A 13671-nucleotide genomic window follows, 5' to 3' on the forward strand; every position below is an offset into this window, starting at 1 on the left:
CCCAACCTTCAGGTCGAAACGGACGCCGTGTTCTTCATCCCCCTCGTGCTGTGGGCCCGACAGCGGATGCGCCACTTCCCCGGCGCGGTCCGCGCCAGTGTGGCGGTCGGGGGCACCGGCGTGTTCACCATGATGCTGCTCCTGGGCACTTCGTACCGCGTGCAGCCGCCGCCGGGCGAGGAGGGGCGCCTGCGCTGCTCTCCGGTCGTGTGGGTGGGGCCCGCCCTGTGGGACGACCGCCGCGACTGGGGCGAGGACATGGAGCAGATGATCCGACAGGAGTGGGTGGACTCCTCCTGCTCGGAGCGGCAGAAGAGCCGCGCCATTCTGTCGTTGGCGCTGGCCCTGCCCTCCAGCCTGTGCTTCGCCTACGCTCTGGTGAAGCTCCCGCGGCCCAAGGACGGCGAGTCCTAGCCGGGGTCTGGAGCCAGACCCCGGCTCTGTGGCCGTTCCCTGGTCGAGGGCCGGAGCCGTGCCTCCGTCAGGGCTGGTCGAGGCTGCCTGTGCAGCGGGCCTCGTCTTCGGCCATCCTGCTCTCTTCGTCCTCGCGTTCCAACAGCTCCCGGACCAGGTCGGCGAAGCCCCGGCCCGGGTCGGGTACCGGGGTCCAGCGGCCCGTCTCAATGGCCTCGGCGAGTTTCCTGGCTCTGACCAGGCCCAACCCGGTGAGTTCCCGGATGCGCATGATGGCCTGGACCTTGCGGTTGGTCAGCGTGAGGTGCAGGATCTCCTCGTACTCGGCTCGGTTGAGCGCCGCGGGCACGGGTCAGTGCCTACGGAAGAAGTCGCGAAATCCCGACATGGCTGGGTGTGTCCCTTCGGATGGGGGGTGGGCGCTCGCAGTGTACGCCCGGTCTCCCACGACCCCGGTACGTCGGCGGGGCCGCCCTCCCGGAGGGGAGGACGGCCCCGCGACGACCACGAGCGCTCCGGATCAGCCCCGGTCGATGGTGATGACCGGCGAGGTCCAGGTCTCCCAGTGGTCCGGGTTGTCCGGGTCGCCGAGCGCCTTCAGCGCCCGGGCCCGCAGACGGTAGTCACCGTCGCGGACGTCGGTCACCCGGTCGCGGGAGTCCACCACGGTGCCGTCCCAGACGTAGCTGAAGAACGACGTGCTGGTGGCGCTCCGGTTGACGTGGTCGACACTGATCGCCAGGTTGCGGTCCGGGTGGACCGGACGGCCGGTGCGTTCGTCGACCACGGTCATCTCCAGCCGGGTGACGTGGTGGTCGAAGTGGGCGATGACGTACGGCACGTCCGGTAGGCCGTCCACCCAGTCCATCGTGTAGGTGGCCCCGTCCGGCTGGTTCCGGAACGCGCCGCCATTGCTGTCCGCGCACTCCAGGCCCGTGAAGACCGAGCACTCGGTGATGCGGGTCAGCCAGGGCAGCTCGTGGACGTTCCCGTTGGCGTCGGTGATCGGGGTCATCGCCTCGATCTCCTGGTAGTCGCCGTTGTAGGCGGCGTAGGGAACGCGGACGGTCGCGTCCGTGCCGGTCTCGGTGACCTCGACGTAGCCGCCGTAGACCATCTGCGCGTGGTCGCGGGCGGGCGGAGTGACGGTCACGTCGACGTCGGCGGAGGCGCCGGGGGCGAGGGTCACCTCGTCGGTGCTGAAGGCGACTCCGGCGTAGGCGTCGTTGAAGGACGGCGCGTAGGTGTCGCCGTGCGTGCCCAGCGCGGGGGCGTGCGCGATCGCGTAGGTGGCCGTCTCCTCACCGTCGTTGGTGATGGTGACGCTCTCGGTCACCGGTCCCTCGGTGGCGCCCAGCGGCAGCTTCGCGGGGGTCAGCGCGGTGGTGGTCAGGATCGAGCCGGGGACGTCGAGCATGCCCGCGCCCTGGCGGTGGACGTTGTCCAGGACACCCAGGTCCGGGTTGCCCCACCACGCCGTGGGGTCGGCGGTGTTCTGGAGGACGCCGCGCACGTCGTGGGCGGCGAGGTCGGGACGTGCCTCCAGCAGCAGGGCGACGCCGCCCGCGACGTGCGGGGACGACATCGAGGTGCCGCTGACGGTCGCGTAGCCGCCCTTGGCCATCGGGTAGGTGGAGTTGATCAGTCCGCCGGGCGCTCCCAGGTCCGGCTTGATGTCCAGGTCGGGGGACATGCCGTAGGAGCTGAAGCTGCTGATCAGGCCGCCGGTCGGGTTGGGGATGGTGGTCTCCTCGCCGGTCCAGGTCAGGGTCACGGGGCCGCCGCCCTCCAGGAGTTCGCGCAGGTGCGCCCCGGCCTCGTCGGAGACTCCCACGGCGAACGCGCCCTGGTCGACGATGCCGCCGCCCGCGAACATGCCCGGCAGGTTGTTGTGGATGACGACACCGGTGGCCCCGGCGGCCAGCGCGGCGTCGTACTTCTCGCCGAAGGTGCACTCGCCCCGGACCATGAGGGCGGTGCGGCCCTCGGGGTCCCCTTCGAGCTCGTCGCCCGCTGCCAGGCAGCCCCGGCCCACGTACACGAGTTCGTCGGTCTCGCCGGACGTCGGCGGCAGCACCGCGTCGTCCATCTCCATGTAGGCGATGGTCTCGCCGCTCTGGGTGACCTCGGCGCCACTGGCGCGGATGTGGGTGTTGTCGTAGGCGGCGACGCCGATCACGTCGGCGCCCAGACCCGGGGCTCCGGCGGAGTAGAGCCCGGAGGCGCCCTCGTTGCCGATGGAGGCCACGACCACCATGCCCTCGTCGACGAGGTTGTTCGAGGCGACGGCGGTGGGGTACTGCGGCCAGGAGTGGGCGGAGCCCACGCTCATGTTGAGCACGTCCATGTCGTCGGCGAGCGCCCGCTCCATGGCGGCGATCATGACGTCGGAGGTGGTGGAACCGGTGCACCCGAACACCTTGTAGGCGCCGAAGGTGACGTCGGGCGCGACCCCGGTGACCTCTCCCTGGGCACCGATGATGCCCGCGACGTGGGTGCCGTGGCCGTTGCAGTCCTGCGGGTCGTCGTCGGGGACGGGGGTGCTCTTGGCCGGGTCACTGGCGTTGAAGTCGTCGCCGACGAAGTCGTATCCGGTGACGACGCGGCCGGTCGGGAAGCCGCCCGGGCCGCCCAGGTCGGGGTGGGTGTAGTCGACGCCCGTGTCCATGACGGCCACGCGCAGGCCCTCGCCGGTCAGGCCGAGCTCGCTCTGGACGACGTCCGCGCCGGTCATGCCCAGGGCGGTGTCCATGTCGGGTGAGCTGTCGTCGTGGTCGGGGATCTCGTGGCGGACGACGGGGTGGATCGCGGCGACGCCGGGGATCTCCCGAGCCGTGGTCACCTGGGCGTCGTCCATCTCCACGGAGAGGCCGTTCCACAGTTCGCCGAACGAGAGCCGTTCGGTGTACTGGAGGCCGATCTCCTCGGCCTCGGCGCGGAACTCCTCGTGCTCGTCCTCGACGAGCGCGGAAGCCGTTCCCTCGGAGGTGGGAGGGCTCGCCAGTTCGATGAACCACAGGTCCTGGACCTGGTGGGTGAGTTCGCCGTTCCCGGACGTGGGGGCCGGGTGGAGGGGCGCGAGTTCCGAGCCCTCGTCGGCGTGGGCGGGTGTGACCGCGACCAGGCCGGCGAGCAGTGCCAGCCCGGCGATCGGTGCCAGGCGTGACGGGTTGGGTGCCACCTTGTCAACACTTCCCTTCTCGTGCGCGCCTCAGGACATGGGGGAACGGCATCCGCCGGGTGCGGAGGTACGCGCACGGGGGATACGCCGTCTGTCGTCCGTGATTCGGATAATCGGCGCGCATGGCAACGAGATCATTGCCGTGTGCGATACAGGTGTCAATGTGCTTTGAGGATCAATATGGCCACGTAGGAGATCCAAGTGGCACGTATTTCCCCTTGGGTCACACAAGCAATAAAGGGGACATAAAGCGCTTGGTCGGATAAAAGTGAACAGAAATCCGGGGCGTGGGCCTCGGTACCGCGCTCCGGAGTACCGCTCCCAGCGGCGTTCTCCCGGGGAAGCCACAGGTCGCGGCGCTGCCGAGCGTCCGGCCCCGCGGTGTGGAGGCGCCCCGGGGCCCGGCCGGGCCGCCGAGTAGAGTGGAGGGGTTGTGCCGCCCGTCGGTGGCACGACGGGTGTCGAACGAGCGAAGTCCGGTACCGCGGCCGACCCGGCCCGCGAAATCCGGCGCTGCCCCGCAACTGTGACGCCCCGCGCCCGCGCGGGGACGAGCCAGGTCGCCTCCTCGGCACCGACGAACCCCGTCCTCGTGGGAAGGACCGGCCGTCCCCGACCGGGTCGTGCTCTTTCCCCTGTTCACCGAAGGAGCACCGCACCGTGCGGATCGCCCGTCACCTCCCCGTCGCACTCCTGGGCGCCACCCTCGCCCTCACCGCCTGCGGCACCACCGACGCCGAACCCGAGTCCGAGCCCGCGCAGGACAACGGGACCGCCTCCGCCGGGTGCGGGGCCCCCGAGCCCGCGGCCGACCGCGCCTCCGTCGGCGACGGCACCTTCCCCGTGACCGTGACCGACGTGGTCGGCGACGTCACCGTGGAGGCCGCGCCCGAGCGCATCGTCTCGCTCTCGCCGAGCAACACCGAGATGCTGTTCTCCATCGGCGCGGGCGACCAGGTCGAGGCGGTCGACGACTACTCCGACTACCCGGCCGAGGCCCCCACCACGGACCTCAGCGGATTCACGCCCAACGTCGAGGCGATCAGCGAGTACGACCCCGACCTCGTGATCCTCGCCGACAGCGCCGTCGACACCGCCGACCAGCTCGAAGCCGTCGACATCCCCGTGCTGGTCCTGCCCGGTGCCACCGGGCTGGAGGACGTCTACGCGCAGATCCGACTGCTCGGCGACGTCACCGGCCGCACCGATGAGGCCGACACCGAGGCCGACCGGATCGAGTCCGAGTTCGGGGAGATCGTCGAGGCCGCCTGCGCCGAGATCGGCGGCACCGAACTGACCTTCTACCAGGAGCTCGACGACACCCTGTTCTCCGCCACCTCCGGCACCTTCGTCGGCCAGGTCTACGACGCCTTCGGCCTCGTCAACATCGCCGACCAGGCCGACGACGGAGAGAGCGGCGGCTACCCGCAGCTGTCCGCCGAGTTCGTGGTCGAGGAGGACCCCGACCTCATCTTCCTGTCCTACGGCGACGAGTCGTCCGTGGACGCGGTCGCCGAGCGCCCGGCCTTCGACACCGTCTCCGCGGTCGAGAACGGCTCGGTGTACCTCCTGGACGCCGACACCTCCTCCCGCTGGGGTCCGCGCGTGGTCGACTTCGCACGCTCCGTGGGCGAGGCGGTCACCGAGTCCGCGAACCAGTAGGACCGACACCGCCCGCCGGACCCGGGAGCCTCCGGGCCCGGCGGGCGACGGGGGAGAGAGCGAGGAGGGCGGGACGTGAAGGGCTTCGGGGTTCCCCTGGGCTGGGTCCTGGGCGGTGCGGCCGCCCTGTTCGCCGCCGGGGTCCTCGGCGTCGCGGCGGGAGCCGCGTCGATCTCCGCGGCCGACATCCTGCGCCACCTGCTCAGCCTCCTGCCGTTCGGTGTCGAGACACCGCTCACCGAGAGGCAGGAGGCGCTGCTCATGGAGCTGCGCCTGCCCCGTGTGGTGATGGGCGCCGTCGTCGGCGCCCTGCTGGCCACGGCGGGCGGCGCCTACCAGGGCGTCTTCCGCAACCCCCTGGCCGACCCCTTCCTGCTCGGCGCCGCGGCCGGCGCGGGGCTGGGCGCCACGATGGTCATGGTCTTCGGCCACGAGGTGCTCGCCGACCCGCGGGCCCTCGTCCCCGTGGCGGCCTTCGTCGGGGCACTGGCCGGGGTGGCCGCCGCCTACCTGCTCGGCTCCACCGCCGGGGGAGGGGGAACCGCCGCCCTCGTCCTGGCCGGGGTCGCCGTCTCCTCGTTCCTGTCGGCCGCCCAGACCCTCGTCCAGCAGATGGGCGTGGACCAGCTGCAACGCATCTACGCGTGGCTCCTGGGCGGTCTCGGCCGGGGCGGCTGGGACGACGTCCGCCTCATCGCCCCCTACGCCGTCGTCGGCCTCGTGGTCCTGCTGCTGTCCGGCTACCTGCTCGACATGCTCGCACTGGGCGACGACAAGGCCGTCAGCCTCGGCCTCAACCCCGTCGTCGTGCGGATGGTCGTGATCGCCGCCGCCTCCCTCGCCACGGCGGCCGCCGTCTCCGTCAGCGGGCTCATCGGCTTCGTCGGCATCGTCGTCCCGCACATCGTGCGCCGCCTGGTCGGTTCCAACTACCGGGCGATCCTGCCCGTCACCGTCCTCATGGGCGGGGCCTTCCTCGTCCTGGTGGACATCGTGGCGCGCACGGTGGTCGCCCCCGCCGAACTCCCCATCGGTGTGGTCACCGCCTTCCTCGGGGCCCCCTTCTTCATCCTCATCCTGCGCACCACGCGCCACCGCGGCACCTGACACCACCGACACCGCCCCCGACCGTTCCCGGCACGCCACCGGGGCGTGACACGAACGCGTCGGACACTCTGGGAGACTGGTGAACGCTATGGACATCACCTTGCTCGTCAGCATCATCGTCGTCGTCGCCCTCCTGGCGGTTGGTGGGTTCTTCCTGGTCAGGGCCGGACGCTCGGTCAAGCCGAGTGAGGAAGAAGCCAAGCCCGAGGTCACCGGGGAGCCCGGTGCCGCCGCCCCAGAAGAAGACCGTGAGAGGGACGGGGAAGCGGCCCAGCGGCCCCCCGCCCACGCCCCTCCGGCAGAGGAGGCCGCGGCTCCCGCCCCGGCCGAGCCCGCCGCCCCCGAGATCGAGACCCCGCCGCCGTCGGCCGGGCGCATGGTTCGCCTGCGCGCCCGCCTGGCCCGCTCGCAGAGCTCCTTCGGTCAGGGTCTGCTCAGCCTGCTCTCCGCCAAGAACCTGGACGAGGACACCTGGGAGGAGATCGAGGACACCCTGATCACCGCCGACATCGGTGTCACCTCGGCCACCCAGATCGTCGAGAACCTGCGCACCCGGGTCAAGGTGCTCGGCACCCGCGAGACCGGCGAGGTCCGCGCCCTGCTCCGCGAGGAACTCCTCAAGCAGATCACCACCGACGCCGACCGCGCCGTGCGCACCGAACCCCACGGCGACAACCCGGCCGTCATCATGATCGTCGGCGTCAACGGCACCGGGAAGACCACCACCACCGGCAAGCTCGCCCGCGTCCTGGTCGGTGACGGGCGCAGCGTCGTGCTCGGCGCCGCCGACACCTTCCGCGCCGCCGCCAGCGAACAGCTCCAGACCTGGGGCAGCAGGGTCGGCGCGCCGGTCGTCCGCAAGGAGGAGGGCGCCGACCCCGCCAGCGTGGCCTTCGACGCCGTCGCCCGGGGTATCGACGACGGCGCCGACACCGTGATCATCGACACCGCGGGACGCCTGCACACCAAGACCGGCCTGATGGACGAGCTGGGCAAGGTCAAGCGCGTCGTGGAGAAGAAGTCCCGGGTCGACGAGGTCCTGCTCGTCCTGGACGCCACCACCGGCCAGAACGGCCTGCGCCAGGCGCGCGTGTTCGCCGAGGTCGTCAACGTCACCGGCATCGCCCTGACCAAGCTCGACGGCACCGCCAAGGGCGGCATCATCGTCCAGGTCCAGCGCGAGCTGGGCGTGCCCGTCAAGCTCGTCGGGCTCGGCGAGGGCCCCGACGACCTCGCGCCCTTCGACCCCGAGGTCTTCGTGGACGCCATCCTCGGCTGAGCCGAGGCCACCGCCCGCCGCGCCCCTCGCGGCCCCAGCGGCCGGACCCCCAGAGACGGGGTCCGGCCGTTCGTCGTCTCCGGGAGCACACCCCGTTCACATCGGCTTAACACCCCCGCCCGTGCTTTTACGGACGCGCAACACGTCGGGCCCGGCCGGGAAACACCCCGGTCGGAGAGTGGTCGCCGTGGCCGGCGCACCGGACCCGAGGACGTGCCCGGCGTCCGCCGCCACCCACGACCATCCCCCGTCCGTGCAACGGAGGCGACGACATGATCGACACCGGCAACACCGCGTGGCTGCTGATGAGCGCCGCGCTGGTGATGCTCATGACCCCGGGCCTGGCCTTCTTCTACGGAGGCATGTCACGGGCCAAGAGCGTCCTCAACATGATGCTGATGAGCTTCGGCAGTATCGCCGTTGTCAGCGTCCTGTGGGTCCTGGTCGGCCACTCACTGACCTACGCGCCGGGCTACGGCGCCCTCGACCTGTTCGTCGGCGGACTCGACCACGTGGGCCTCACCTCGCTCCTGACCGAGGTGGAGCCGGTGGACGGCACCGACGGCGGGTACCCGCTGCTGGTCGACGCGGGCTTCCAGCTGATGTTCGCGGTCATCACCGTGGCCCTGATCAGCGGTGCCATCGCCGACCGCGCCAAGTTCGGCGCGTGGCTGCTGTTCGCTCCGGTCTGGGCGCTCCTGGTCTACTTCCCCGTGGCCCACTGGGTGTGGGGCGGCGGTTGGATCGCCCGGATGCACGAGTTCACCGGGCTGCCCGAGGTGATCGACTTCGCGGGCGGCACGGCCGTGCACATCAACGCCGGCGCCGCCGCCCTGGCGCTGGTGCTGGTCCTCGGACGCCGCAAGGGCTTCGGCGCCGAGTCGATGCGCCCGCACAACCTGCCGTTCGTGCTGCTCGGCGCGGCCCTGCTCTGGTTCGGCTGGTTCGGCTTCAACGGTGGCTCCGCCTACGCGGCCAACGAGCAGGCCGCTCTGGCCCTGGTCAACACCCAGGTCGCCACCGCCGCCGCGACTGCCGCCTGGATGCTGGTCGAACGCCTGCGCCAGGGCCGGGTCAGCGCCCTCGGCTTCGCCTCGGGAGCCATCGCCGGGCTGGTGGCCATCACGCCCGCCGCCGCCAACGTCACCCCGGTCGGGGCCATCGCCGTCGGCGCCCTGTCCGGCGCGGTGTGCGCCTACGCCATCAGCTGGAAGTTCCGCTTCCGGTACGACGACGCCCTGGACGTCGTGGGCGTCCACATGGTCGGCGGCGTCGTCGGCTGCCTCGCGCTCGGGTTCCTCGCCTCCCCCGCCGTCCCCGGCGGTGGCGACGCGGGCCTGTTCCTCGGCGGAGGCCTCGGCCTCCTCGCCGCCCAGACCGTCTCGGTCCTCGGCGTCATGATCTACACGTTCGTCGTCACCTGGGTCCTGGCCAAGGTCATCGACCTGCTCATCGGCTTCCGGACCACCGAGGAGGTCGAGACCAACGGTCTGGACCACGAGCTCCACGCGGAGTCGGCGTACGCCTTCGACGAGCTCGACGAAAGGGAGGGAGAGACCGCCTCCCCGCCGACGCCTCCGGGCGGGGAGACGGCCCCATCGGGAGCCGGGACCTAGCACTCAACGGTGAGGAGCCCGGTCCCGGACCACCGGCACGGTGGGGCGGAACACAGGGGCCGACGGGGGATTTCTCCCCGTCGGCCCCGTTCGCGTTCTGGCTGCTCCTTCGCCCGTGGCCCGCGGATTCCGCTGATATGCGCGTGTTCATGGAGTGGTGTTGGCAGAGGTGCGCGCTCGTGTTCGGTACCCTTTCCGGGCGGCGCGGCGGCCAGCCCGGTTTCGGGGGAACGGCGGCAAACGCCGGGTCGGGCCGACCCACGGGCCCACCGGACGCGACCGGCGGGGGCCGCGCACGCATCCCATGTCGCGGAGAGGCGGGGCGGTGACACCGCCCGGGGACCTCCCGACGACCTTTCTTCACGCGCATTCGAATCAGCACCCCACAGGTCGGGGTCAGGAGGCAAGATGGCGCCGGTTACTCACAACAGGGGTCGCGCGGGCGGACGGCTCGCCCTCGCCGCGGTGGGCACGATCACCGCTCTGGGACTGGCCGGATGCGGTTTCGGCGGCGGTGACGACGAGCCCGCTCCCACCGAGGAGACGGCGGCCCCGGTCGACGCCGCGCCCCTGCTGGAGAAGGCCCTCACGGACCTGGCCGACTACCCCGCGCTCACCGCGGACGGGCAGGTCGCCCCCTCCGTGGGCGGTGACGTCCAGGAGGCCACCATGACCGTCGCGGACGGCGGTGCGACCAACGGCACCGTTCGCGCCAACGGGGTCGAGGCGGAGCTGGTCGCCGCCGACAGCAAGATCTTCCTGCGGGCCGGTGAGGAGTTCTGGCTCGACAAGAACGTCTTCGGGCCCGACAGCGACCAGTTCGACGGCACCTGGGTCCGCTCCTCCACGGCGCAGGCCGGGATCAACCCGCAGAACACGCTCGCCCCGCCCGCGCTCTCCGCGATCCTCCAGGAGATCGGACTGGAGGGAGAGGACGCCGTCGAGGAGACCCTGGACGACACCCGCGCCTACCGGCTCGACCTCAACGGTGAGCGCAACCAGGTGTGGATCGACGCCGAGACCGAGCAGCTCCTGCGCATCGAGATCGAGGAGCTGGTCCCCGAGGGCGCCGAGAAGGGCCCCCAGGTCAGGTTGGACATCGCGCGGGCCGACGAGGCCGCCGCCGAGGAGCTCTACGACACCCTCACCACCCTCACCGAGGAGGAGCTCACCGACTCCCGTGACGCGCGTATCGAGGTGAGCTGGGACGGTCAGCCGCAGATGGAGTGCGCCGACGGCCCGCACTGCACGTGGTCCGGCACCGTGCACGACGCTGGAGCCTCGGGCAGCGGCACCGTCCTGGTCCGCATGGACGTCACCTTCACCCAGGAGCAGATCGGCGACGAGACCTGCACCGACAGCGGCTCCCTCGAAGCGGGCGGCACGCTCGCCCTGTCCTGTGACGCCAACTACAACATCGTCACCGCCGAGCCCAAGACCTACGAGGACATCCAGGGCGAGGCCCGCCTGTCCACGCGTGGTCTGAGCGGAGGCCAGCAGGAGGAGATGCTGGCCGCCCTGACCGAGCAGCGCGAGGCCACCCTCTCGGGCGACGCCGAGGAGTCCGAGGGCGCGGAGGCGAGCGAGGGCACCGAGGCCGAGGAGACCGAGGGCGAGTAGTGCCCGCACGGCCTCGCCGGTCCTCACGAACCGGCCTCGGGGCACGACGGACGGGGGCGGGGACCCGGGTCCCCGCCCCCGTCGCGCGGGGACGGGCCCCGGCCGGACCTGGGCCTCGTGCCCGGTCACGGCGGGGCGGTACGCTAGGAAGTCAAACCCGACGACGAAGGACTGGCCACACTCGTGTTCGAGACGCTTTCCGACCGGCTGACATCGGTCTTCTCCTCGCTGCGCGGCAAGGGGCGGCTGTCCGAGGAGGACATCAACGCGACCGCGCGCGAGATCCGTCTCGCGCTGCTCGAGGCGGACGTGGCGCTGCCCGTGGTCCGCGAGTTCATCTCGCGGATCAAGGAGCGCGCCCGGGGCGAGGAGGTCTCCAAGGCCCTCAACCCCGCCCAGCAGGTCATCAAGATCGTCAACGAGGAACTGGTCGAGATCCTCGGTGGCGAGACCCGGCAGATCCGCTACGGCAAGACGCCGCCCACCGTGATCATGCTCGCGGGTCTCCAGGGCGCCGGTAAGACCACCCTCGCGGGCAAGCTCGCCAAGTGGCTGACGGCCGAGCGCAACACGCCGCTGCTGGTCGCCGCCGACCTCCAGCGCCCCAACGCCGTCACCCAGCTCCAGGTGGTCGGCGAGCGCGCGGGCACGCCCGTGTTCGCCCCCGAGCCGGGCAACGGCGTGGGCGACCCCGTCGACGTGGCCCGTGAGTCCATCGAGCACGCGCGGCGCAACAACCACAACGTGGTCATCATCGACACCGCCGGGCGCCTCGGTGTGGACACCGAGATGATGCGGCAGGCCGCGGACATCCGCGACGCGGTCAACCCGGACGAGATCCTCTTCGTCGTCGACGCGATGATCGGCCAGGACGCGGTCAACACCGCCCAGGCCTTCCTCGACGGGGTCGGCTACGACGCGGTCGCGCTCACCAAGCTCGACGGCGACGCGCGCGGCGGCGCGGCCCTGTCCATCCGGCACCTCACCGGCCGCCCGATCATGTTCGCCTCCACCGGCGAGAAGCTCGAGGACTTCGACCTCTTCCACCCGGACCGGATGGCCTCGCGCATCCTGGACATGGGCGACGTCCTCACCCTCATCGAACAGGCCCAGCGCACGTTCGACGAGGCCGAGGTCGAGAAGATGGCCTCGACCATGGCCTCGGACGACGACTTCACGCTGGACGACTTCCTCCAGCAGATGTCGATGGTCCGCAAGCTCGGCCCGATCGGCAACCTGCTCGGCATGATGCCCGGCATGGGGCAGATGCGCGAGCAGATCGACAACATCGACGACAAGGACCTGGACCGCATCCAGGCCATCATCCAGTCGATGACCCCGGGCGAGCGCGCCAACCCGAAGACGATCAACGGCTCCCGCCGTCTGCGCATCGCCAACGGTTCCGGAACGCAGGTCAGTGACGTCAACGGCCTGGTCACCCGGTTCTTCGAGGCGCAGAAGATGATGCGCAAGATGAAGAGCGGCGGCGGCATGCCGGGAATGCCCGGGATGCCGGGCATGGGCGGCAACAAGAAGAAGGCCAAGGCCCAGGCCAAGAAGGCGAAGAAGGGCAAGCAGCGCAGCGGCAACCCGATGAAGGCCCGCCAGCAGGAGGCCGACCGCGCGGCCGAGCGCAAGCGGCGCCAGGAGGAGGGCGGCCAGGAGACGCCCCAGCTGCCCCCCGGCCTCGGCGGCGGTGGCGGTGGCCAGCCCACCCTCCCGCCCGGCTTCGGCGGCCCGAACATGCCGGACCTGTCCAACTTCAAGCTGCCGAAGCAGTAGCCGACGCGGTACGGCGACGGTGAGAACCGCCACGCGGCCCGCCCGGGTCTTCCCGGGCGGGCCGTCGTCGCCCGGGAACCGGGCCGCGCGCACGGTGGTGTCCTGTCCAAGGAACACGTCGGCGTCTGGCACAATGAGTAGTCGACTAACGGTGGCCGGGTCAGCCCTCTAACTAACCCGCCGCCCACGTCCTGCCTCGACGGGTTCCACAACCCCACGTGGGCCGCCCATCAGGCGCTAACACCGTTATACGGGAGAAGACCACTCCAGTGGCTGTCAAACTGAAGCTCAAGCGTATGGGCAAGATCCGTACGCCCCAGTACCGTGTCATCGTCGCCGACGCCCGCAACAAGCGTGACGGCAAGGCGATCGAGGAGATCGGCAAGTACCACCCCAAGGAGCACCCGAGCCTCATCGAGGTCGACTCCGAGCGGGCCCAGTACTGGCTGTCCGTCGGCGCCCAGCCGACCGACGCGGTGAAGGTCCTCCTGCGCAAGACCGGTGACTGGCAGAAGTTCAAGGGCCTGGCCGCCCCGGCTCCGCTCCAGGTCGCCGAGGCCAAGGACCCCGAGGCCAAGGAAGCCGCCTTCCAGGCCGCGCTGAAGGAGCTCGTCCTTCCCGGTCAGGAGAAGAAGACCAAGAAGGCCGAGAAGAAGACGGACAAGGCGGCCGACAAGCCCGCCGAGACCGCCGAGGCTGAGAAGAAGTCCGAGGGCGAGGCCTAATCGTGCTGGAAGAGGCGCTTGAGCACCTCGTGAAGGGGATTGTCGCGAACTCCGACGACGTCCAGGTGAGAGCCAAGCGGCTCCGCAAGGGCAAGGTCTTGGAGGTCCGGGTCCACCCGGACGACCTCGGCAAGGTCATCGGCCGCAACGGCCGGACCGCCAAGGCACTGCGGACCGTCGTCGGCTCTCTCGCCGGTGGCCGGTACGTCCGCGTGGACCTGTTGGACCTGAACGAAGTGCGCTGACGCGCCTCTGGGGGCGCCGACCGCTGACGGTCGGCGCCCC

At 71.0% G+C, this 13671-nt stretch carries 11 protein-coding genes; 9 read left to right on the forward strand and 2 right to left on the reverse strand.

Annotated elements, in window-relative coordinates:
* Positions 1–27 precede the first annotated feature (27 nt).
* Positions 28–414 carry a hypothetical protein gene (locus tag ABZ635_RS20175; RefSeq protein ID WP_357767306.1) on the forward strand — a complete coding sequence of 129 codons (387 nt, stop codon included), beginning with the start codon at positions 28–30 and terminating at the stop codon, positions 412–414.
* 67 nt (positions 415–481) lie between these two features.
* Here the strand turns inward: ABZ635_RS20175 and ABZ635_RS20180 are convergent, their stop codons facing one another.
* Together ABZ635_RS20180 and ABZ635_RS20185 are read right to left on the reverse strand one after the other, a co-directional pair.
* Positions 482–763 carry a 50S ribosomal protein L7/L12 gene (locus ABZ635_RS20180; RefSeq protein ID WP_357767309.1) on the reverse strand — a complete coding sequence of 94 codons (282 nt, stop codon included), beginning with the start codon at positions 761–763 and terminating at the stop codon, positions 482–484.
* A 171-nt stretch (positions 764–934) separates the two neighbouring features.
* Positions 935–3595, reverse strand: a complete 2661-nt coding sequence (locus ABZ635_RS20185; protein WP_357767312.1) for a S8 family serine peptidase — start codon at positions 3593–3595, stop codon at positions 935–937.
* A gap of 660 nt (positions 3596–4255) precedes the next feature.
* On the opposite strand from ABZ635_RS20185, the gene ABZ635_RS20190 reads away from it, so the two are divergent.
* The 8 genes from ABZ635_RS20190 (at position 4256) to ABZ635_RS20225 (ending at position 13631) form a co-directional block, all read left to right on the forward strand.
* Positions 4256–5257 carry an ABC transporter substrate-binding protein gene (locus ABZ635_RS20190; protein WP_357767315.1) on the forward strand — a complete coding sequence of 334 codons (1002 nt, stop codon included), beginning with the start codon at positions 4256–4258 and terminating at the stop codon, positions 5255–5257.
* 75 nt (positions 5258–5332) lie between these two features.
* Positions 5333–6364: an iron ABC transporter permease gene (locus ABZ635_RS20195; protein ID WP_357767317.1), complete on the forward strand. Its 1032-nt coding sequence runs from the start codon at positions 5333–5335 to the stop codon at positions 6362–6364.
* An 88-nt stretch (positions 6365–6452) separates the two neighbouring features.
* Complete coding sequence (gene ftsY / locus ABZ635_RS20200) at positions 6453–7643, forward strand: signal recognition particle-docking protein FtsY (protein WP_357767320.1); 1191 nt, start codon at positions 6453–6455, stop codon at positions 7641–7643.
* Between the two features lie 272 nt (positions 7644–7915).
* Positions 7916–9259 carry an ammonium transporter gene (locus ABZ635_RS20205; RefSeq protein WP_357767323.1) on the forward strand — a complete coding sequence of 448 codons (1344 nt, stop codon included), beginning with the start codon at positions 7916–7918 and terminating at the stop codon, positions 9257–9259.
* Positions 9260–9667: 408 nt separating this feature from the next.
* Entirely contained in the window at positions 9668–10879 is a 1212-nt protein-coding gene (locus ABZ635_RS20210) for a hypothetical protein (RefSeq protein WP_357767326.1), read from the forward strand.
* Positions 10880–11062: 183 nt separating this feature from the next.
* Positions 11063–12661, forward strand: a complete 1599-nt coding sequence (ffh, locus tag ABZ635_RS20215) for a signal recognition particle protein (RefSeq protein ID WP_357767329.1) — start codon at positions 11063–11065, stop codon at positions 12659–12661.
* 269 nt (positions 12662–12930) lie between these two features.
* Positions 12931–13386, forward strand: a complete 456-nt coding sequence (gene rpsP, locus ABZ635_RS20220) for a 30S ribosomal protein S16 (protein WP_357767332.1) — start codon at positions 12931–12933, stop codon at positions 13384–13386.
* A 2-nt stretch (positions 13387–13388) separates the two neighbouring features.
* Positions 13389–13631, forward strand: coding sequence for an RNA-binding protein (locus ABZ635_RS20225; RefSeq protein WP_017580734.1), 243 nt, complete (start codon positions 13389–13391; stop codon positions 13629–13631).
* Positions 13632–13671 lie beyond the last annotated feature (40 nt).

Source organism: Nocardiopsis sp. NPDC007018 (genome assembly GCF_040635075.1).
GTDB lineage: Bacteria > Actinomycetota > Actinomycetes > Streptosporangiales > Streptosporangiaceae > Nocardiopsis.